The 22,671-nt window shown below is 56.2% G+C and carries 17 protein-coding genes; 3 read left to right on the forward strand and 14 right to left on the reverse strand.

Features of this window, described 5'->3' with window-relative positions; all coding sequences use genetic code 11:
* Window positions 1-162 precede the first annotated feature (162 nt).
* From NST26_RS30930 to NST26_RS30975, 10 genes are all read right to left on the reverse strand, one after another.
* Window positions 163-2,085 carry a DEAD/DEAH box helicase gene (locus NST26_RS30930; RefSeq protein WP_445323352.1) on the reverse strand — a complete coding sequence of 641 codons (1,923 nt, stop codon included), beginning with the start codon at window positions 2,083-2,085 and terminating at the stop codon, window positions 163-165.
* A 388-nt stretch (window positions 2,086-2,473) separates the two neighbouring features.
* The gene (locus tag NST26_RS30935) at window positions 2,474-4,144 is read right to left on the reverse strand and encodes an ABC1 kinase family protein (RefSeq protein WP_209868541.1); all 1,671 of its coding nucleotides are present in this window, start codon (window positions 4,142-4,144) and stop codon (window positions 2,474-2,476) included.
* Window positions 4,145-4,492 carry a phasin family protein gene (locus NST26_RS30940; RefSeq protein WP_036728281.1) on the reverse strand — a complete coding sequence of 116 codons (348 nt, stop codon included), beginning with the start codon at window positions 4,490-4,492 and terminating at the stop codon, window positions 4,145-4,147. It abuts the gene before it with no gap.
* A gap of 115 nt (window positions 4,493-4,607) precedes the next feature.
* On the reverse strand, window positions 4,608-5,240 hold the full coding sequence (locus NST26_RS30945) for a ThuA domain-containing protein (protein ID WP_340957490.1): 633 nt from the start codon (window positions 5,238-5,240) through the stop codon (window positions 4,608-4,610).
* A 60-nt stretch (window positions 5,241-5,300) separates the two neighbouring features.
* Entirely contained in the window at window positions 5,301-6,113 is an 813-nt protein-coding gene (locus NST26_RS30950; protein ID WP_340957488.1) for a uroporphyrinogen-III synthase, read from the reverse strand.
* A 91-nt stretch (window positions 6,114-6,204) separates the two neighbouring features.
* Window positions 6,205-8,259 carry a methyl-accepting chemotaxis protein gene (locus NST26_RS30955; protein WP_340957486.1) on the reverse strand — a complete coding sequence of 685 codons (2,055 nt, stop codon included), beginning with the start codon at window positions 8,257-8,259 and terminating at the stop codon, window positions 6,205-6,207.
* 235 nt (window positions 8,260-8,494) lie between these two features.
* On the reverse strand, window positions 8,495-8,896 hold the full coding sequence (locus NST26_RS30960; RefSeq protein ID WP_036692190.1) for a Fur family transcriptional regulator: 402 nt from the start codon (window positions 8,894-8,896) through the stop codon (window positions 8,495-8,497).
* Window positions 8,897-8,968: 72 nt separating this feature from the next.
* A complete protein-coding gene (locus tag NST26_RS30965; RefSeq protein WP_340957483.1) occupies window positions 8,969-10,084 on the reverse strand; it encodes a Ger(x)C family spore germination protein in 1,116 nt (371 codons plus the stop codon).
* Window positions 10,081-11,178, reverse strand: coding sequence for a GerAB/ArcD/ProY family transporter (locus NST26_RS30970; RefSeq protein WP_340957481.1), 1,098 nt, complete (start codon window positions 11,176-11,178; stop codon window positions 10,081-10,083). Before NST26_RS30970 ends, NST26_RS30965 begins: the two co-directional genes overlap by 4 nt.
* The gene (locus NST26_RS30975) at window positions 11,178-12,545 is read right to left on the reverse strand and encodes a spore germination protein (RefSeq protein WP_340957478.1); all 1,368 of its coding nucleotides are present in this window, start codon (window positions 12,543-12,545) and stop codon (window positions 11,178-11,180) included. The genes NST26_RS30970 and NST26_RS30975 overlap by 1 nt, the downstream gene beginning before the upstream one ends.
* A gap of 155 nt (window positions 12,546-12,700) precedes the next feature.
* Between NST26_RS30975 and NST26_RS30980 the strand changes: the two genes are divergently transcribed.
* From NST26_RS30980 to NST26_RS30990, 3 genes are all read left to right on the forward strand, one after another.
* Entirely contained in the window at window positions 12,701-14,254 is a 1,554-nt protein-coding gene (locus NST26_RS30980) for an FAD-dependent oxidoreductase (RefSeq protein ID WP_340957477.1), read from the forward strand.
* A 184-nt stretch (window positions 14,255-14,438) separates the two neighbouring features.
* Entirely contained in the window at window positions 14,439-15,158 is a 720-nt protein-coding gene (locus tag NST26_RS30985; RefSeq protein ID WP_339251980.1) for a 3-ketoacyl-ACP reductase, read from the forward strand.
* Window positions 15,159-15,219: 61 nt separating this feature from the next.
* Entirely contained in the window at window positions 15,220-15,540 is a 321-nt protein-coding gene (locus NST26_RS30990; protein WP_036728263.1) for an antibiotic biosynthesis monooxygenase, read from the forward strand.
* A 152-nt stretch (window positions 15,541-15,692) separates the two neighbouring features.
* On the opposite strand, the gene NST26_RS30995 is transcribed toward NST26_RS30990, so the two are convergent.
* From NST26_RS30995 to NST26_RS31010, 4 genes are all read right to left on the reverse strand, one after another.
* On the reverse strand, window positions 15,693-17,921 hold the full coding sequence (locus NST26_RS30995; RefSeq protein ID WP_340957475.1) for an MMPL family transporter: 2,229 nt from the start codon (window positions 17,919-17,921) through the stop codon (window positions 15,693-15,695).
* A 701-nt stretch (window positions 17,922-18,622) separates the two neighbouring features.
* Complete coding sequence (locus NST26_RS31000) at window positions 18,623-20,521, reverse strand: ABC transporter ATP-binding protein (protein ID WP_340980610.1); 1,899 nt, start codon at window positions 20,519-20,521, stop codon at window positions 18,623-18,625.
* The gene (locus NST26_RS31005; protein WP_036728255.1) at window positions 20,518-22,278 is read right to left on the reverse strand and encodes an ABC transporter ATP-binding protein; all 1,761 of its coding nucleotides are present in this window, start codon (window positions 22,276-22,278) and stop codon (window positions 20,518-20,520) included. Before NST26_RS31005 ends, NST26_RS31000 begins: the two co-directional genes overlap by 4 nt.
* Window positions 22,271-22,657, reverse strand: coding sequence for a MarR family winged helix-turn-helix transcriptional regulator (locus NST26_RS31010; protein ID WP_051478267.1), 387 nt, complete (start codon window positions 22,655-22,657; stop codon window positions 22,271-22,273). Before NST26_RS31010 ends, NST26_RS31005 begins: the two co-directional genes overlap by 8 nt.
* Window positions 22,658-22,671: the final 14 nt, after the last annotated feature.

Raw genomic sequence — 22,671 nt, forward strand, 5'->3', positions numbered from 1 at the left:
CTTTATCTCTCTATTTATACTTGTACCCGAATGTTACGACAGTATCTATTAGACAGGCCTGATAGCCAAAAGGTTTCAGTAAATAAATATTACCATAGAGTCATTGGCTGTTACGCCAACGGCCCTATGGTAACAAGGATTAGCTATGCATGTAAAGCGCCTTTATCTGGAGGAGCCGCGTCCGCCGCGTGCACCGCCGCCAGAGCCCCCGCTGCGCCCGCCGCGCGATGAATTCCCGCCGCTGCTGCTTCGTCCGCCCGAGCTGAAGCCGCCCTTACCGCCCTTAGAGCCGCCGCGTGAGCCGCCTTTGGGAGCGGAGGCACTATAGCCGCCCGCATCGTTGCTGCGCGCTACATGCGCCCGGAATTTCGGGCTCGACTTCGCGCCGCCGGGATTATACCCGGCCCCGGAACCGGCACCCTTCGACGCGCCGTAGCTGAAGCCGCCGGCATCTGCGCCCCGGGATACGTTGGTGCTGTAGCCGCTGCTCGGCCCGCCCTGGGAGGCGTTGCCTCTGGAGGCCCCGCCCCGCGCAGCGCCGCCCTTGCCGCCGCGCCCGGCTGCGGCACCCGCACCTGCACCCGCAGCATAGCCGCTGGCTGGTGCGCTGTCGCCGCCGCTGGCGAAGGCGCCGTAGCCGCCGCCAGGTCTCGGCTTCTTCGCCGCGCCTTGCCCGGCGGAGTCGCCCTTCGGCGCCGCAGCGGCGCTGTACGCGCTGCGCTTGCCGCCTCCGGCCGCGTCCTTCCGGCTGCGGCCGCCGCCTTCCGCAGGCGCGCCCCAGCCGCCTGCGTCTTTGCCGCCGCGTCCACGCCCGCCCGGACGCCCTGCGGCTTCGCCGCGCGGCGCACCGCCGCTGCGGCCCTGCCCGCGGCCGCCACGGCCGGCGCGCGCCGCTTCAGGCGCCGCGCTCTGCCGCCCGCGCGGCGAGCCGCCGCCTTGCACCGAGGTGAATTCGCCTACGCCGAATTCATCCTTCTCGTACCGGCGGCGGTCCAGCCGCTGGGAGATGCCGTGCTCGATCAGTTCGAGCCCGGCGCGCTCACGCGGCGAAGCGAACGTGATCGCGAGGCCCTTGCCTCCGGCGCGGCCGGTGCGGCCGATCCGGTGAATATAGCTGTCCGCATCCAGCGGAAGATCATAGTTGAAGATATGGGTGACCCCTTCAACATCCAGACCCCGTGCCGCCACATCCGTAGCCACCAGCAGCTGGAGCTTGGCGTCACGGAACCGCTTCATGACGGCTTCGCGCTTGCCCTGCGACAGATCGCCGTGCAGCTCGTCACAGTCATACCCGGCCGCCTGCAGCGCCTCGTTCAGCTTGATGGCCCGGCGCTTCGTCCGGCAGAAGATGATCGCCAGGTAAGGACGGTCGCGCTCGATCAGGGAGATCAGCGCCTCCTCCTTGTTGCGGTCCGAGCATTCCACCACCTGCTGGCGGATATTATCCAGAGGGATCGGCGAACCGCTCTTGATAATGACATCCAGCGGCTCCTTCATATAGTTCGCTGCCAGCCGTTTGATCGGGTCCGGCATCGTCGCGGAGAACAGCATCGTCTGGCGGCGGTAAGGCACAGCCGTAATGATCGTCTCCACATCCTCCAGGAAGCCCATATGCAGCATCTGATCCGCTTCATCCAGCACCAGCATCTTCACGCCGCTAAGGTCCAGGGTCTCCCGGCGGAGGTGATCCAGCAGCCGTCCCGGTGTACCGATGATCAGATGTCTGCCGCCTTCCAGCTTGCGCAGCTGCTTCTCCACATCCTGACCGCCGTAGACCGCCAGAATCTTCACACCCGTATGACGGGCCAGCTTGCGTGCCTCTTCGGTAATCTGCAGCGCCAGCTCACGCGTCGGTGCCAGAATCAGCGCCTGCGGATAAGCGGCCTCAACCCGGATCTTGTCCATAATCGGGAGCAGAAAAGCCAGCGTCTTCCCCGTTCCCGTCTTCGCACGTGCGATCACATCCAGACCCTGCACCAGCGGCGGAATCGCCTCTTCCTGCACCGGCGTCGGCTTCACGATGCCCTGCCCCTTGAGCAGATCAATCAGCACTTCAGATACTCCTAAATCTTTAAAACCCGGCAATTGCTCCACCTCACTAATTTTCTAAATTTTCAGTTCATCATGTCAGTCCATAACTTATATTCATCCATGTAACGGAGTAATGTACGCAAGGTAAGCAGAGGGGATCTCACCCTCAGGCCCTGTATAAGGACGGTACCGTTTCACATTCTTATCATATTAAATAAAAGCGGAAGCACCCCGTCACCGGAGCCCTTCCGTCCCATGGGCCCGCAAGGCAGCGGTCGAACGTTCGGTTATACGGCGCAGCAGCGATCCACCGGACGTTCAGACGGCACTCCATTTGCGTTCCATTACACTTTAATTGTGGCAAGTTATCTTAATATTGTACTTGATTTTGCAACCTTTGTATGCATTCGGCGAAGAATAATTATTTATCCGTCTCTTCCGGCTAGAATCTGCCCGATTTGAAGATAGAGAATAGCAGCCACAGAATCATCAGCAGCGCGATGACCGAGCCGATCTCCACAATCGGGAAGTCCCAGAGCAGCGACGGCTCGCCGCGCAGGGAGGAGGCAACAATCAGTCCGGCCATGATGATGCTGAAGGCCAGCAGCACGATACTGAAGGAGAGGCGGTTGCCGATCCGGCTGAACTTATGCTCCAGGTCCTGCAGCTCGGGGACCCCGATCTCCACCTTCAGCTTCCCCTTGCTGATCAGCGAGGAGAGCTGCCGGGCCTGAGCGGGAAGCTCAACCAGACTCTCGGCAAGATCAGCTACCCCGCCCAGCAGCTTGCGCTGCAGACGGCTTCCGCTGAAGCGCTGCTTGATCAGCCGCCTGCCGAACGGCTCGGCCATCTGCATAATGCTGAAGGCCGGGTCCAGGCTGGCGACCATGCCCTCCAGGGTCAGCATCGTCTTGCCCAGCAGCGCCAGATCCGGCGGAATGACCAGCCGGTGCTTGCGGGCAATGCTGAACAGATCATTCAGCGCCTTGCCGATACTGACCTGCTTGAACGGGATATCATAATACTGCTCGCGCAGCCGGTCCATATCCTCGTGCAGTGCCATCCGGTCGGCCTCCTCCGGGATTACTCCCAGGCGCAGAATGGCCCGTACCATTGAGTCCGTATTCTTGCGCATGAGTGCAATCACCAGCGCGGACAGGCCATCCTTCATCTCCTCGCTAAGCCGCCCGACCATTCCGAAGTCGATCAGGGCCAGCTTTCCGTCCTCCAGCACCATGACATTCCCGGGATGCGGGTCGGCATGAAAGAAGCCATGAATAAAAATCTGGTTCAGCATCATCTCCACGAGCTGCTGGGCAATCGTCTTAAGCTTCATGCCCGAGCCCAGTAGCTCGTCCTTGCGGTTCAGCGTAATCCCTTCCATGTACTCCATAGTCAGAACCCTTGTGGAGCTGAAATCCCAGTAGATGGCCGGAATATAGATGTTATCTTGAGCAGACAGCTGCCCGGCTATACGCTCGGCATTGCGCCCTTCCTGGGCATAATCCAGCTCCGCCAGCAGCGCCCGGGAGAATTCCTCGACCATCCGGGCTAATCCGTATTGCCTGGCCCAGTCCATCTTGCGCTCGGCGAGCAGGCTTAGATCCGATAGAATCTCAAGATCCCTGCCCATCGTCCGCATGACGCCTGGACGTTGTATTTTGACCGCAACACTCTGTCCGCCATGCAGCACAGCGCGGTGCACCTGGCCGATGGAGGCGGCAGCGAGCGGATTGTTCTCGAAGTATTCGAAGACCGCATCAATAGGCTGGTCCAGCTCCTGCTCCAGAATATTGCGGGCCGTCTCGGCTGAGAACGGCGGCACATTGTCCTGCAGCTTGACCAGCTCCTGAATAATCGCATCAGGCAGCAGATCGGAGCGCGTACTGGCAAGCTGGCCCAATTTGACGAAGGTCGGCCCCAGCTCCTCCAGCACCCTGCGGACCCGTTCAGCGAGGGTCACACTTTCATGAACCTCCTGTGTGATGATCCGGCGGGGAAGCGACAGAAGATGGTAGAGGCCCAGTTCCTCCACCATATAGCCGAAGCCATGACGCATAAGCGCCATGGCGATTGCCCGGTAACGTCCGGCATGCCTTATGCGGACAGCCATTTATTCCGTACGCTGTTCCGGCACGGTGGTCTCCTGGGGTGACTTGCCCTCAAGCTCGGCAACACGGCCCTCAAGCTGGGCAATGCGCGACTCCAGCCTGGTGATATCCTCCTGTACAGGTACCTTAAGCTCCTTCAGCACCCGCTGAACCTGCTCCTGCACGGCAGACTTGAACACACCCCGTTCTTCATCTCCGCGCTCTACCAGCCGTTCCACCAGCGCCTTGGATTCCGATGGGGCCAGCTCGCCCCGCTTTACCAGCTCGTCAACGACCTTCTCAACCTTCTCCTTGCTGACAATGGTGAGGCCTACGCCTAATGAGATAGCTTTCTTCAACAGATCACTCATGGTACTTCCCTCCCAAAGATTGCAGTTATGGATAAAGTATACCCCTTCGCCCGCCATTTCACAAAATAACCCCACAAAGTGGGGCTAAGCTTCGATATTGCCGATTATTTGCTGATTATCTGGGGATACGTGCCGCCCAGGTGGCTGCCCGCAGAATCAGCTGACGAACAGCCGGATGCCGGAACGACGGCTCATGATGGCCGGGCATCAGATAGACCACCCGTCCCAGCCCATAGCTGTGGCACCAGGCCGCAGGCAGCATCTCCCCGTCCGCTTCGTATTCGAGCAGAATCTGCTTCTCGGTGAACCGATCGAACTCGAACCGGTACGGCTCTTCATCGAGCTGGAAGTCTTCGATGCCTTCGGTAATATCATGCTCCTGCACCTTGAACTGAAGCGGAGTATAAGCCGGATGGCCGGTGAATCTGGCACCGATCAGCTGAGCCAGCTCATAACGCTTCGCCAGGGATACCCCGGTGTGCAGGACAATCAGACCGCCTCCTCCGCTGACATAGCTCAGCAGACCTGCCGTTTGCTGCGGAGATACGGTTTCATTCCACAATTCATTATATGCGATGCACAGATCATATCCGGACAAATGCTCGCTTAGCATCAGCTTCTTGTTCTCCGAGCATTGTACCGTCAGAAGCTCATGCAGAATTTCACTGACCTGCTTGTCCACACCTTGCAACGGGTGAAACCGGGGGTGTGTGTAATCGCCTAACAACAGGCATTTTCTCTTGTCCATAGGTCTCCTCCTCCATATCTCTCTGTATTGTAGTAGTAAATGTAATTGAACGGCCCGCTGCTACCGGTTAGCCGCAATATAGCGGCCCAGGGTAACGAACATGCTGCCCATCCGCTCGTGCTCCGGCATGACAATCCGCTTCACGCCTTCTTCCTTCAGAGCCTCCGAGGTCATACGGCCGACAGATACCGCCAGCACCCTCTCTTCAAAAGCCTGCACCAACGCCGCAAGCTGCCCCTGCTCCCGCGCATGCTGTGCCAGGAAGCGGAATTGCGGCGCACTTGTGAACGCCACTGCATCCACCTGTCCTTCGGTGATCTCTGTGAGCAGCTGCTCCAGCGCTCCAGGCTCCGGCTGAGTATACCGGTAAGGCTGCACACAGCTTACGACTGCGCCCGCCTGCTCCAGCCAACCGATCAGCTGCGGGGCAGTCTCCCCATGCAGCTGAAGCATGACCCGCTTGCCCTGCAGATCATAGTCCTGCAGGCCGCGAATCAGTCCGGCAGAGCTGCCGTCATCGTCACGCACGACCGGCTCAAGTCCCCGTTTCTTCAGGGCATTCACTGTCTTATAACCACGGGCAGCAACAGGTGAGCCAGAGAGAACCTCCAGGAAGCGGTCCGCAAGCGCCAGCTTCGCAGCCGTCTCGAACAATGCGTCCAGCCCCATACCGGTAGTCAGAATAGCCAGATCCGGCGGCTGCTCTGTCCAGGCAATCAGCCCCTCACGCAGGGCGGCATCATCCAGAAAGGTTGTCCCTTGAGCGGGACGGTGCAGCGCGGTTCCTCCCATATTCTCTACCAGCTTGGCCATGTCTTCCGCTTTACGCGGACCGGCCAGGGCTACGGTAATGCCCTTTAATTGCTCTGCCATGAACGCTTCTCCCCTTCATCACCCCGTATTGTTGCTTACCAGTATACTTGCAAAGTGAGGTAAAAGAAAAGACCAGACCGCATATTCGGCCTCATGAATTCTGCTGATCCCCAGGGAGGTTCTCCCCCGGCTTGACCGCTTCCGGCGCGGCAGGAGCCTGGTTTGCCGGGTACAGCTTGAAGCGTCCGACCAGCTGCTGCAATTCATCGGCTTGCCGGCTCAGGTCGGCTGAGGAAGAGGCGATCTCTTCCACCGAGGCAAGCTGCTGCTGGGCGGCTGCCGAGATCGTCTCGGTACTGCCTGCCGCAGCCTCGGTAATGCCGCGGATCTCGTTAATAGCCTGATCCAGACTATCTGCTTCTGCAGTCAGGGTCTGAACGCCTTCGTTCATTCCGCCTATAGTCTCCGCGGCCCCCTTAATCGCCCTGCGGATACGGGAGAACGAACGTCCCGTTGTATCTACAGCCATAATGCCGTCCATCACCTTGGTCTTCGCATCCTCCATGCTTGCCGTAGCCCGGAGCATCTCTGAATGGATAGAGGCAACCTGCTCGGAGATCAGGCTTGCTGACTTTCCGGATTCTTCCGCAAGCTTGCGGACCTCCGAGGCTACCACAGCGAACCCGCGGCCCTGTTCACCGGCTCTGGCCGCTTCTATGGACGCATTCAGCGCCAGCAGATTCGTCTGCCGCGAGATTCCCGAGATCACGCCGGTGATCCCCTGGATCTGCCCGACCCGCTCACTCAGCTGATCGATGACCTTGCCCATCTCCTCCACGGTCTCATGAATGCCGTTGATTTTGTCGACTACGCTGATGACCGAATCATTGCCCTCCGAAGCCGACAGCGAGGTCTTGTCCATCATTACCGACACCTGCTGCATGAACTCCGAGATATGGGCTACCTCGGTGGTGGTGGCTGCCGTGCTTGCCATTCCTTTATGTACACTGTTGACCTGCTGCTGCGTGCCGGCTGCCACCTCCTGGATGGCTACTGTAACATGCTCTATAGCCTTGGTCGTCTGCTCTGCCCCCGCGCTCAGCTGCTCCGCGGAGAAAGAGACATTATCCGTCATGGTCTGCACCCCGATAATCATCTGCCGCAGATTCTCCACCATCAGGCGGAAATTCCCGGCCAGCAGGCCGATCTCATCCCCCCGGAATTTCCCGATATCCTCCGACAGGTCGCCGCCGGCAATCCGCTCGGTTGCCTTGCGCAGGCGGATCAGCGGCTTCAGAATCGACGCAATGTTGAAATAGATCAGCACCAGCGCCAGCAGCACGGATACAGAGATGACCAGCCAGACCGTCTCACGGATGCCGCTGGTTGCCTGCGTAATCTCATTCAAGCTGATGGTGCCTCCGATTCGCCAGCCCGTCAGCTCATTCACCATGAAGGTCATCTTCTTGGGTGCATCCTTATATACATAATCGAAGCTTCCGCTCTGACTCCCGAACATCTGCTTCACGAACTCAAGCGAGGATTCCGCACCAATCGCTTCTGTGGGATGAACCAGGAATTTCTTGCTGCTGTCGATAATCAGAATATAGCCCTCCTGACCGACCTTGATATCCGTCATACCGGCAAGGGAGGACAGATTCAGATCAAGACTGACTACGCCGTCCCCGCCTGCGAGCACCGCCGATACCGCAATGGCGCTCTCCCCGTTCACCGTCTGAAATACCGGTGAGATCACAGTGCCGCTGCCCTTCTTAAGCGCATTGATATATGTATTCTCCTTGCGCGGATCATAGCCTTCCGGCAGCTCCAGCTCTGCCGCTCGGATGCTCTTGCCTTTGCTGGTTCCGGCATAAATATCAAGCACATCGGGATGCAGCGCGGCATACTCCCGTAATCTGTTCTCCAGTGCAGGCGACGCCAGTCCGGCCGCCTCGTTATTAATGGAATCTGCCGGAAGCTGTCCGGCGAAATAGAGAATATCATCTATTTTCGACTGAATATTGGAACTTATGATCTGGTTCACTGCAACTACACTTTCCTGGGCATTATTGGTAAGCTGCTCCCCTATGTTGCTGCTGGCCGATTGATAGGTTAACCAGCCTATAATGATGCTCGGTACCAGCAGGACAAGCAGATAGGTAGTAATCAGCTTCGTACGGATGTTCAGACGCACCTTTTTATTCATATAATGGACTCACTCTCTCTTTCATTCTTCCTGGGTCTTAAGAAGGATCATAGCGGCAGCTTTATATATAATTAAATATCAGCCCCCGAAACCCTCTTTTTTCCGGCAATTAATGATAATTTCCCTATATTTATTGATAATTTTTATAGGAGCACAGCAAAAAGACCGTTTCCATGAAAACGGTCTTTTGTTATATTCCGTTACTAAGCGAGCCAGCACGCCTCATACAAACGTCCTAGTTCTGGCGTGAATTTCTGCTCTGGCAGGCCGGGCATATGCCTCCGAATACCACATGCGTATGAGTGATCGAATAGCCTGTATCTGCTGCCACCGAGTCGCTCCACTCCTGCGGGACCTGGCTCATCACTTCATCCACGGCACCGCAGATTTCACAGACAATATGCTGGTGGTCGTCCAGGCGCGCATCATACCGGCTGGCCGCCTCGCCCAGCTTCAGCTCGCGGATCATCTGCTTATCTGTAAGGTAGCGCAGGGAATTGTAGACCGTTCCATAAGCGAGGTTATGGCCCTGCTCAACCAGCCGGTTCATGACTTCCGCAGCGGTAGGGTGATCATGGGAATTGCGGACGATATCATACACGGCTTGACGCTGAGAGGTTAGGTTCAGGGTTCTCATCTTTATCATCCTCTAATTTGTTTTTAGATCAAGTATAAGTCCTGATGCCGGAAGCGTCAATCCGCCGCGGCTCTATTTGATCATTCCCGAGTATTTAATGTCCACCTTGGCCTTGACCTGAAATTGCAGCCGGGGATACAGACGCTCCCAGTCAGCCATCTCCGTATCATTATTCCAGTGCCGCGCGCCATAATGCAGCCCCCAGCCCAGCGGGTCCATGCCGCTGCCTTGTATTTTGACCAGCAGTGCGGTTACGGCATGTTCCAGTTCCGCTGCACCGGCCTCCCCAATCTCCTTCAGCATATGGTGGGTGACGGTCTCCGCCGTGCTGCTCTCCTCCAGGATCGCCCGGATTTTAATGGTATAGCGGAGATAGGGATCTTCATCTGCGGGAGTGACAATCTGGTAGCTTGAAGAGGAGCTCTCCGTATAGTACTGATACATACCGCCGCCTATATGGGCGGGGAAGTTCGTCCGCAGATTGGAGCGGGACAGCAGGTTGAACAGCCGGGTCTCGTCCGGGGAGAGGACCAGCTTGATTTTTCTTTTATCCAGCAGAGCGATCTTGTCAATCAGGAACTGGTCCTTCTTCTGCGCTTCAATAACCGGCAATATGGGGTCTATCCCATTCTCATAAATACTCCGCATCAGCTGATAGGAATACACACTGGAGATGAAGGGCGACTCGGTGCCTTGCCCGCTCATTGCCAGAATCAGCGAGTTGGACGGAATGCGCTCTGACGGCGGCTTAACCTGAAGCACCTCCAGCGCCCCCGGCCTGCCCACGGCGAAATTAAGAATCAGCTGGATGTCTCTGCGCCGGACTGCCCAATCCGTTACATGCCGGATATCGTCCGCGGCAAGCCCTTCCCCCAGAATTACCGATTTGCAGTGCACATAGTCGAGCTCCTTTTCCACCTTGGACTTCATTCTGCGCAGTGCTTCAGAGATACTATCCGATTCTTCGGTCAGGATCTGCATCTTCTCGTCAATCTTCGTGACATCCCCTTGCGGAATCGCCAGCTTCAGACTAACCTTGAACGTTCCTTCCTTCCGGCCGGGATCAATGCCAATAGCAACCACAAATATTCTCCGGTCAATATCCTTGAAATTACAGCCTGTAAGGGTCAGGGTCATGGTTGCGGACAGCAGCATCACCAGCAGAGTCCCGATTACTCCCGCTCTCACGCTCTTCGCCTCCTTACCATCCAGTAGCACCCGAATAACAGCAGGATCAGCAGCAGCTCCCCGTACCAGCGGATATGCAGCAGGAATACCCCGAGCATATTAAGGTCGTACTGATCTATGCGCATCAGGAGCAGGGTGCCCGCTGCAAAAACCGCCAGAATGACGATCTCCTGCCACTGTCTGGTCTTAGGTCTGCCGGGGGCGGAGGGGAGCTGGCTGAGGAGCAGCTCTTTGCCGACATGCCACTGGATAATGGCACTGACCAGCGCCAGCGTGCTGTAAGCAAAATAAAAGAGATAGAGCATACGCTCAATCAAAAACGACTCAATCCGGATGCTGTCCGCTGTGGTGAACCAGGTGTACACATGCCGCTCGACACCGACGGTTCCGTGATATCCGATGGGCACATAAAACGTGATGGCCAGCACGAGCAGCCCCTCCAGACTCAGAATCCAGATATGCTTCAGCTTCAAGCCATGAAATACCCGGTTAAAGACCGCCATATTAATGTAGCCGCTGAACGTGAAGGTCGCCGCTGCAATGCTGTTCCAGTCTGGAGGTTGCAGGGCATGTGTCATGATCTGCAGCACAGCGTCCCAGCTAAAGTCCGGGTTCACCACTGCTTTGACTGTCGTGTACAGAATTAAGGGCAGGGTGATAGCCAGTGTAATTTCCAGTCCATAGAGCAGGGACAGCGAGTCTATTCTGGCACAGAGGCAGGTCAATACCAGGAACCCGAGCAAGACTGCCATCGGGCTGGTGTCCGGACTGATGAACCGGAGGGTAATGTCCACAAAGGACAGAAGAATCAGCGCCCCGGCCAGATACCAGAGAACCGCATATACAACAATCAGCGGGGAGACCAGCAGCCTCGGCATCACTGAACCGAAGATCTCCGGCAGTCCTTTCCCCGGAAATTTACGGATGACTCTGGTGAACAGGTAGATGAACAGGGTGCCCGTAGCCACCGCAACCAGGATGGAGGACTGCGCACCGTCGAAGCGGGCATCCATCAGCTCCCGTGGGGTGAAGTTAATGATATTGATCAGGGAGTTCATGAGAAACAGACAGTAGAAATAGCGGCTGTTTGCCATTAGGAGCCCCCACTTTTCTTCTTCAGTGACGCTCCCAGCGCATCAAGGGCGAACATCTTGAAATACGGCTGGCCGAAGCTGCGCTGGCTGCATAAGTACAGCGTGAAGCCCACCAGGCAGATAACGACACCGACAAGCCCCAGCACAGCTGCGGCAATGACAAAGAAATACTTCAGCACACGGATGGAGAAGCTCATCATATTCAGCGGAACCAGGAAATTGGATATCGCCACCACGGAGACGAGAATAATCATAATGTTGCCGATCAGCCCCGCCGCTGTAGCAGCCTGCCCCAGGATCAGACCGCCGACCGTGGTCGCTGTAGGACCGATGGCTCTGGGCAGACGCAAGCTGGCCTCCGTCAGGAACTCCATCATAATCATCATCAGAATCACCTCGACAAAAGAAGGATAAGGCACCGTAGCGCGGCTTCCCCCGATCAGCAGGGCGATCTGCACCCGCACAATCTCCGGATTGTATGAGGTGAAGGCAATGTACAAGGCCGGCAGCCATAACGTCATGGCCACGCCCAGAATGCGCAGCAGCTTCAGGAAGCGGCCGACGAAGGGCAGATGGATTTTGTCATCCATGGCGGTGAAGAAATCATTGAATATGGACGGAAGCACAATCGCATACCCGGTCGTATCCAGCAGGACCGCCACCTTGCCCTCTGCCAGATTGAATACCACCCGGTCGGGGCGCTCGGTTACTATGGTCTTGGGAAAAATGCGCAGCTTGTCGCTGCTGATATATTTCTCCAGTTCACCGGCAGCCTGCAGAATGTCGAGCTTCAGCGAGTCCAGCTTCTCTTTTAACTCCGCCAGCACCTGGTGATTCACCCGGCTCTCGTCGTAGAGGATCGCCACCTTGGTCTTGGACACATTGCCGATAACGGTAAATTCCATCTTGAGCGCAGAGGACAGATACCGCCGCCGGACCAGATTGAGGTTCACCGCCAGACTCTCCCCCAGCGCATCGGAGGGACCTTGGCTGATACTCTCCGTAATCGTCTCCTTGATACTGCTGGCCTCCGCCCGGAGGACATCGAAGCAGCAGAGCTTGCCCTCCCGCCCAATACAGGCATAGCCGCTGAGCAGAAGATCCAGAGCACGCTGCCCGTCTGTCACCTCTTCACTGCCGGGGTAATCGGCCACATAGCTGTAGTAGGCTGCGGGATGCCCCATCTCGTAGAACGGAGCAATAATATTGCGGCTGATCGCCTGTGCATCCGTCACACTTTTGATATAGAGCAGGCTGACCTGTCCCGCCGGAATCGTCAAGACCTTGTCTTCAAGGTCGCCGAACCCGCTTAGCTGGCTTCTGATCCATTCGAGCACGACCGCCTGTGTATGCTGTTGTTCCGACATAGGTCTCTGCCCCTCTCCGCCCGCTGCTCCGTGAATTTCTTCTTAGGTTGGCACTTTCTGGCGGTTTTCATGCACCTGCCGGGGGAGCGGGGCGTTTCTTTTCACGGAAGAGTGGTAATAAATGAAATGGATCATCACTTAGGAGGGACTAGACTATGAGCACACAGGAACCCCGTCCGCAAGGTCTTCCGCAATTTCCGGAATCATTATGGATAGACAGTACAGGCCTGCCGTCTTTTCCGGTGCTTGCGGAAGATCATGTCACAGACGTAGCTATTGTAGGGGCAGGAATTACCGGGATTACTACCGCTTATCTGCTGTCCAAGGCCGGATATAAGGTCACACTGCTTGAAGCCGGACAGATTCTCGGCGGGGCCACCGGCTATACCAGCGCCAAAATCTCCACCCAGCACGGCATGATCTATCATGATCTGCTGAAGCATTTCGGCGAAGAGCAGGCCCGGATGTATTATCAGTCGAACAGCGTGGCCATGGAATGGATGATTGCCACAGCGGAGGAGCTGGACCTGTCCTGCGGGATGAAGCGGGAGGCGGCCTACCTGTATGCGGATCAAGGTGACGTGAAGACGCTGAAGGCGCTGAATAAGGAATTCGAGGCTTACGGCAAGCTGGGACTGCCCGGAGAGTGGCTGGATCAGGTCCCCCTGCCGCTGGGTGCAGGCGGGGCTATCAGGATGCCGGATCAGGCCCGTTTTCACCCGTTGGAGTACCTGAAGGGACTGCTGCAGGCGGTTCTGGACAGGGGCGGCGCCGTATTTGAGCATACGATGATCGGAGAGAAGGTTGATACGGACGGACAGATAACCCTGCATACCGAGGGAGAGAAGCTCCAGATCCGCTGCCGCCATGCCGTGTCGGCTTCCCACTTCCCCTTCTATGACGGCGGCTCCCTCTACTTCTCACGGCTGCATGCCGAACGCTCCTACTGTCTGGCGTTCGAGCCGGAGACGGATTATGAGGGCGGCATGTATCTGAGTGCCGGTGAACCGGCCCGTTCGCTGCGGGCAGTGGAATGGGGAGACCGGAAGCTGGTCATCGCCGGCGGGGAGAACCACAAGACGGGTCAAGGCATTTGTACGTTCGGCCATTATGAGAATCTGGAGCGGTTCGCCGGGGAGCTGCTGGGCATCCGCAGTATTCCGTTCCGCTGGTCCACCCAGGACCTGATCACGCTGGACCGGGTGCCCTATATCGGCAAGCGCGCCGAGGACGAGGAGATCTATATCGCCACCGGCTTCGGAAAATGGGGCATGACGAACGGAACCGTGGCTGCCCGCCTGATCGCAGACGGCATTCTGGGAAGCAGCAACCCGTACACCGGGTTATATGATCCCTCACGCTTCAAGGCCGTTCCAGCCATCAAGAACTTCATCGTGCAGAACTTCTCGGTCGCCAAGGAGCTGGTGGCCGGCAAAGTGGAGATTGTGCACACCAAGACAAAAGATCTGGAGCCGGATCAGGGGGCTGTTGTCTTCCATGACGGCAAACGCGTAGGTGCCTACCGCGACCCTGAGGGCCAATTGCATCTTGTGGACAGAACCTGTACCCACATGGGCTGTGAATGCGAATGGAATAATGCCGAACGCTCCTGGGATTGCCCGTGTCACGGCTCCCGCTTCTCCTACGAAGGCGATGTGCTCGAAGGTCCGGCGACCCTGCCGCTTAAGACAATTACGCCGGAAGACTAAAGCGGGATGACCGGGCGCTGCGGGGCATTAGCGGCACAGGCGGCACAAGTGGTACCGGGGGCCTGGCGGTCTGCACTGCCGGAGGTGCGGCTCCGGCGTGATTGTGCCCGGCCGCTCAGGTATAATAGACAGTATCTTCTAGAATTACCCATCATTCTATATATAAGGAGCGTGACGACAGGTTATGGATTTGAGAGGAACCAGTATTGTCATTACAGGTGCAGGCAAGGGAATCGGCAAGGCGCTCGCTATGGGGCTGGCTAAGGAAGGCGCCAACCTGGGGCTGATCTCCAGAACCTCGGCGGATCTGGAGGCGCTGAAGGCGGCGCTGACCGAGGTGTACGACATCAAGGTCAGTATCGCTGTAGCCGATATTGCCGTACGTGAAGAAGCGGAGCGGGCGGTAGTGGCCCTGCAGAAGGACCTCGGCCCCTTCGACGCGCTTATTAACAATGCCGGGATCGCCCAGTTCGGCACGTTTCTGGAGATGGACCCGGCGGACTGGGAACGGCATATGCAGATCAACCTGTTCGGGGCCTATTATGTGACCCGCGCGGCACTGCCTGCGATGATCGAGCGTTCGAGCGGCAATATTATCAATATCTCCTCCACCGCAGGAGAACGCGGCTTCGCTACAGGCTCAGCCTACTGTGCTTCCAAGTTTGCGCTCATGGGCATGACGGAGTCGCTGGCGATGGAGGTGCGTAAGCATAATATCCGTGTCGTAGCGCTGACCCCAAGCACAGTGAATACAGGCCTTGCTGCCGATGCGGGTCTTAAGATCGGGGACGAGGACCGGATGATGCAGCCGGAGGATGTGGCCGAGCTGACGCTCGCTGCACTTAAGCTGCCTGACCGCGTTTTCCTGAAAACAGCAGGCATCTGGACCACGAATCCGCAATAACGACAGACATTACGTACAACAAAGACAGACATTACGTACAGCCCTACAAGGAGGACTTGGCATGCTGGTAGTTACCAATACGATTAAGATCAAGGAAGGACATGGTGAAGCGCTGGCCTCACGGTTCAGCGCAGATAACGGGGTGCAGAGCATCCCCGGCTTCATCCGCATGGAGGTGTGGCGCGGCGCTCCCAAGGAAGGCGTGGAGGAGCTGAAGATCAGCACCGTCTGGGAGAATGAGGAAGCGCTGAACGGCTGGACCTCAAGTCCCGCCTTCCGGGACTCGCACCGCGGTGCCGGCCGGAACGAAGCCATTGTCGGCTCCTCGCTCGACAAGTACGAGCTGCTGCACAGCCGTACTCCGGATGTCCAGGCTGACTAGCTCAGCTCAAAAGAAGGGCTTCTCCCTTTAATAGAGATTCGCTGGCAACAGCAAAAAAATCGCTCCTTTCGGGATGGTTGATGGATCTTCCATTTTCCCGAAAGGGCGATTTCTTTGTTGTTTTTTCAGAAAATTGTAGAACTAACTACTCCTTACCGCTGTGTATCCGAAGCAGAGGCTTCACTTACTTCCTGATGCTTACCCGGCCAGAAGGCCAGACGTCCGAAGAGAACAGTAATAGCCGGTACCAGGAAGGGACGGACCACGAAGGTATCCAGCAGGACACCGATCGCAGTGATGATGCCGAACTGGACCAGCACCTGAATAGGTAGGCTTGCCAGCACGGCGAAAGTACCGGCCAGGATTAATCCGGCGGAGGTAATGACCGAGCCGGTCTCATTCACACCTTCTGCAATCGCCTGCTTCAGCGGCATATGCTTCCGCTTTTTCCAGATATTCGAGATCATGAAGATGTTGTAATCCTCCCCGAGCGCTACCAGGAAGACGAAGGAATATAGCGGAATGGCCCCTTGAATCGCATCTGCTCCGAGCACGTAATGAATGATGATCCAGCCCAGGCCCAGTGCCGAGAAGAATGATAGAATTACTGTCCCCACCAGATAGACTGTGGCTACGACAGATCTGAGATAGACCAGCAGCAGCACCGTAATCAAGCCGATAACGACCGGGATGATCAGATCGGTGTCACGTTCCCCAAGCTCCTTGGTATCGTGCTGGGTAGCGGTCTGGCCGCTGATCCATACCTTATCCTGCGCGTTCTCAATCCCGGATTCCGTCAGGGCCGACTCAACCGTAGCCTGAAGTGCCGGGATATGGTCCATCGCCTCAATCGAATACGGATTGTCCTTGAACTCGATATCATAGGCGGTAATCTTCGGGTTGACGGCCCCCTGCTGCGGGTCTGAGACCACATCCACGTAGGACAGGCTGCTCAGCACGGATTTCAGGTCTTCTCCGCCGGATAACCCTTCCGTATCAACCATCAGCTTGGCGGGCGCCAGCTCACCGGGGGAGAATTGCTCGCCAATCAGGTCGAAGCCTTCCCGCGACTCCATAGTCTTCGGGAATGACGACAGAATATCATAGGTGAACTTAATTCCGCTGGAGAATGAGGCCAGCACTCCCAGAAGTACTACGGTAATTCCGACAATGGCCCACGGGCGGGAAATCACCAGATATCCGATTCCTTTACGGCGGGCAGGCTGCGGCTGCGGCACCGGTCTGCCCTTGGCCCGGGCGCGCTCCGCCTCCATCTGCGGGGTGCGCGGCACGAACGGGAAGAAGGAGGTCCGCCCGAAGATCGCCAGCAAGGCCGGAACCAGGGTCAGACTGGCTACTCCCATAATCAGAATGGAGACGCTGAACGGCACTGCAAACCGGTGGTACGCGCCGTATTTGGCCAGCAGCAGAGCGAAGAGGGCCAGCACCACGGTGAAGCCGCTCATCGCAATCGCCCCGGAGGAGTGGGAAATGGCGCTCAGCAGTGCGCGCCCCTTATTCTCCTCCACCTTCAGCATCTGACGGAAGCGCGAGATCAGGAACAGGCAATAGTCTGTCCCTGCCCCGAAGAGCAGCACCGTCATGATCGAGACCGCCTGCGAATCCACTGTAATCCAGCCTTCCCTGGCCATCAGGCCAAGCACCGGGCTGGTTACGCCATAAGCGAAGCCTACAGCAACCAGCGGAATCAGCGCCAGAATCGGTGAACGGTAGATCAGCAGCAGGAAGACCAGCACCAGAATGACAGTGGCAATCAGCAGCGACACATCGGCATTCTTGAACAGCCCTGTAGCATCTACCGAGATTCCGACCGGGCCGGATACGCGCAGGCTCAAGTCTCCGCTGTCCGGCTTGGCGGCAGACGGGTCAGTCCCCGTCTCCGTCCGGACCAGCTCCTTCAGGCTCTTCAGCGACTCTCCCAGCTGGTCGCTGTCCGCCGTCTTGTCGAACAGCACAGGGGTGACCAGCGTGCTCCGGTCCTCCGACAAGGACGCCTGCAGCGCCTGCGGCGGCAGCTTGCCCAGCGGAGGAACGAAGTTCTGATGCATAAGAGGCTGCTGCTCAAGCTTGCTGTATACTGCTGTTATATGTACGAGATCCTCCTCCGCGATTCCTCCGTCACGATGCCATACGAGCAGTGCCGGCACTCCGCTTCCGGCCGGAAATTCTCTCTCAGCAACGACCGATGCCCGCACCGATTGTGAATCCTCCGGCAGATTGGAGGCATTGTTAGCAACCTGTGAATTCACTGATGGCCATAGCATCGTAAGCACCCCGACCAGTGCAACCCATACCAGCAGAGTGATCCATTTGGTCTTGCTCCCTGCTACCCATTTTCCGTAGCCCGACATACCTTTCATCCTCTCTCCTATCCGTCCGCCCAAGTAGAAACGGCTGTGCTGTCCTTTTAAAGGACGACACCGTTTCAGCGAGAAATATAAGGATAATTTATAGCGCGAAACATATAAATTCTTATATTTCAAAAAATGAGCCGCGGGTCATTTTGATATCCTTATCATATATACCCCGAAAATTTTAAGCAAATCTTTTTTCTGAAATGTTGAAAAACTAGAGTGATGACTGCCGCTGCTGCCCGGAAACAGCTGACTCAATGCTGCTAATAACGGGTAATCGTAGACACTCTCTCTAGTATTATCTGGAGAATTCGATTTAGACCTGCTTTTGAATCCGCAGACAGAAATGTTGCAGGAATTGCAACTTCCGCTCACAGATAAGCTGATAATTCGAGGAATGCTGTATAAAATGCAGGAATTTTTATTAGTAGCTTATGGAAGAAGGGGGAATGCTGCCTTCTGTACAACAATTTGAGATTAAGGCCAATTGGACGCGGAAAAAGTTGTATTTTATGCAGGAAAGGTTAGGTTGTTGGAGTCGAGTAGTGGCATAGGTAAGTGGTGAGTTGATGTGTGAGTTGCATTGTATTCGGTTTTTATAAAAAAAGCGTTCATACAGAGAATGTCCGAAGACGCTCTGCATGAACGCTGGTTATACTTGGCTGTGGTCTACAGCCGGCTATATTCAGGTAACTGTTCTATTCAGATCAGCCTGCGTCCGGCAGGTCATCACCGGAGAACTGGCTGTTATAGAGATCGGCATAGAAGCCGCCCGCTTCCAGCAGTTCCACATGGGTGCCCTTCTCAATGACGCTACCCTGGTTCATCACCAGGATCAGATCGGCGTCCTTGATGGTGGACAGGCGGTGAGCGATCACGAAGCTGGTTCTGCCGTGCATCAGCGTGTTCATCGCCTTCTGGATCTGCACCTCTGTCCGCGTATCTACGCTGCTGGTTGCTTCATCCAGAATGAGGATGGACGGATCGGCCAGAATCGCCCGGGCGATGGTAAGCAGCTGCTTTTGACCCTGGGAGATGTTCGAGGCCTCTTCATTCAGAATCGTGTCATACCCGAGCGGCAGCGTACGGATGAAGTGATCGGCATGCGCAGCCTTGGCTGCCCGCACCACATCAGCCTCCGAAGCCCCTTCCCGGCCGTAAGCGATATTATCGCGGATGGTCCCGTTGAACAGCCAGGTATCCTGAAGCACCATACCGAATTTGCTGCGCAGCTCGCTGCGCCTCATATCGGTGATGTTCACACCGTCGATCACAATTTCCCCGCCGCTGATCTCATAGAAGCGCATGAGCAGGTTGATCAGTGTGGTTTTACCGGCTCCGGTTGGTCCTACAATCGCAATGGTCTGTCCCGGACTGACCTCGATGTTCATGTCTTCAATCAGGAGTGCACCCGGCTTGTAGCCGAACTGCACGTGCCGGAATTCCACAGAGCCCTCTTCTGCAGCTGCTGAACGTTTCGCCAGTGTAGCAGCCACTTCAGGGACTTCCTCGTCCTCATCCAGCAGTTCAAATACACGTTCTGCCGAAGCGATGGTGGACTGAATGATATTGGCAATATTGGCAGTCTGCGTAATCGGCATGGTGAACTGGCGCGAATACTGGATGAATGCCTGGATGTCACCGACGTCGATCGCTTTTTTGGTCACGAAGATCCCGCCGACCACACATACCAGCACATACCCCAGGTTCCCGATGAACATCATCAGCGGCATAATAATCCCGGAGATGAACTGGGAGCGCCAGCCGGAGTTATACAGATCCTCATTGATGGCATTGAAGTCCTTCAGGGAATTCTTCTCCCGTCCAAAAGCCTTGATGATCCGGTGCCCGGTATACATCTCCTCCACATGACCATTCAGCTGGCCCAGCGATTTCTGCTGTCCGACGAAATAGGTCTGGGAGCGCTTGGTGATCAGCATAATCACCACGAAGCTCAGCGGCAGCGTTACGATCGTAATCAGGGTTAGCCACGGGCTGATCGTCAGCATCATCACAATAACCCCGACAATCGTCACAATAGAGGTGATCAGCTGGGTTAAGCTCTGCTGCAGGGTGGTACTGATGTTGTCCACATCATTGGTCGCCCGGCTAAGAATCTCCCCGTGGGTCCGGGAATCGAAATATTTCAGCGGCAGCCGCTCCAGCTTGCTGTTGATCTGCTCGCGCATGTCGTATACGACCTTCTGCGCCACACCGGCCATGACATACTGCTGGATATAACTGAACAGCGCGCTGAACAGATACAGGCCTGCCAGCAGGATCAGAATATCATTCACATAGCCAAAATCAATCGCCGCCCCAGGCACGCCCATCATCTTGCCATAAGCGCCTTCGAAAAGCTTGGTCGTTGCCTTACCCATCACCTTGGGGCTGAAAATACTGAATACGGTACTGGCAATCGCCATTACGAATACGATAATCAGCTGTACCTGGCGCGGGCGCAAATACCGGATCAGGCGGCGCAGGGTGCCCTTGAAATCCTTCGCCTTCTCGGGAGGCATACCCATGCCGGGTCCGCCCGGGCCGGGGCCGAATCCGCCGTGTCTGCGGGCGGGCGGCTTCATTGCTTTGTTCTGCTCACTCATGCTATTTCCTCCTCTGACAGCTGCGAGGATACGATCTCGCGGTACACCTCATTGTTGTCCAGCAGCTCGCGGTGCGTGCCCATACCGACAATTTGACCTTCATCCAGTACGATAATCCGGTCTGCATCCATTACCGTGCTTACCCGCTGTGCGACGATAAGGACAGTAGATTCCGTAGTCTCCTCCTTGAGCGCGGCACGCAGCTTGGCATCGGTCTTGAAGTCCAGTGCGGAGAAGCTGTCATCGAACAGATATACCTCCGGCTTGCGGACGAGGGCACGGGCTATCGACAGACGCTGCTTCTGGCCGCCGGAGACGTTACCGCCCCCCTGGGAGATGCTTGAATCGAAGCCTTCCTTCATCGCTGTGACAAAGTCATAGGCCTGTGCCACCTTGGCGGCATGAAGAATCTCCTCCTCGGTAGCATCCTCTTTGCCGTAACGGATATTCTCGTTGATGGTACCGGTGAACAGCACGGCTTTTTGCGGAATATAACCAATCTTGCCCCGTAATTCCTCCTGCGTCATCTGGCGCACATCCACACCGTCCACACTTACCGTACCTTCTATGGCATCATAGAATCTCGGAATCATGTTCAGCAGCGTGGACTTGCCTGACCCGGTTCCGCCGATAATGGCGGTAATCTCACCGGGGCGCGCACTGAAGGTAATTCCCGACAAGGCTGCCTGCTCTGCACCCGGATAAGCGAAGGATACATTGTCGAACTCCACATACCCGCGCAATCCGTCACGGCCGTCCTCCTGTGTAGCTGTAGCCGTAGTCTTCAGTTCTGCAGAGGTAGGGTCCTTAATCTCTGGCTGCATATCTAACACTTCATTAATGCGCAGTGCTGAGGCAGAAGCTCTTGGAATCAGCACGAACATCATCGACACCATGATCAGCGAGAACATAATCTGCATTGCATACTGAATGAATGCCATCAGGGAGCCAACCTTCAGATCCCCATCGCCAATGCGGATTCCGCCGTAATACAGAATGGCAATCATCGAGAAGTTCATGACGATCATCATCAGCGGCATCAGGCCCGCCATTACCTTGTTGACTTTGATTGCAGTATCCGTAAGATCTGCGTTGGCCAGGCTGAAGCGACGGTTCTCATGCTCAATCCGGTTGAAGGAGCGGATGACGCGGATACCGGTCAGATGCTCGCGCAGCACCAGATTTAATTTGTCCAGCTTGATCTGAATCGCCTTGAACAGCGGCAGACCCTTCATTCCGATGAAAAATATTGCTCCCACCAGCAGCGGAATCACCACTACAAAGATCAGCGAGAGCTTGGCGTCCTCCGACACCGCCATAATAATCCCGCCGATCATCATCATCGGAGCACCGACCATCATGCGGAGCATCATAGTCAGTACCGTCTGAACCTGTGTAATATCATTAGTGGTACGTGTAATCAATGAGGCCGTGCCCAGCTTGTCGAATTCATGGAGCGTAAAGTTCTCCACATGATTGAACACCCGTGAACGGGTATTCTTTCCGAAGCCTGCCGCCACTCTGGCTGACAGATAGCTGGCAATAATAGAGCATAGCACACCTCCAGCCGCCACCAGCAGCATGAAGCCGCCAATTCTCCAGATATACGGCTGGTCACCTTCCACAATCCCTTTGTCGATAATGTTACTCATCAAGGTGGGAAGATACAGATCGCCCATGGACTGCAGGAATACCAGAATCAGTACCCCTGCGATGGCCAAGCGGAAGGGCTTCAGTTGTTTCATTAATTTAATCATGCTTCTCATCTCCGTTCATTTGTAACCGGTCTAGATTAGGCGGAGGATTATCCTCCATAAAGGCATAGACTTTCAGCAGCAGTTCCGCCAGTTGATCAGATTCTTCCTCACCTAAATACTCCACCATCCTGTTAAGTGTGGCGTCCATATGGTCCCTGGCCCTGCGGGTAATAATTTTCCCCTGTTCGGTCAACTTGATGCGCACTACCCTCCGGTCAGACGGATCAGCCTGCCGTTCTACCATCTGCTTGGCTTCAAGACTGTTAATCAGCTGGGTTACTGTTGGCGGAGTCAGTCCCAGGAAGCGGCTGATCTCCGACACCTTAAGTCCCAGATCTGAAGCATGCGACGCCCGTGCAATACATATCAATAAAGTCATCTCACTTGGCTTAT

This window comes from Paenibacillus sp. FSL R7-0128, assembly GCF_038002245.1.
GTDB lineage: Bacteria > Bacillota > Bacilli > Paenibacillales > Paenibacillaceae > Paenibacillus_AQ > Paenibacillus_AQ silagei.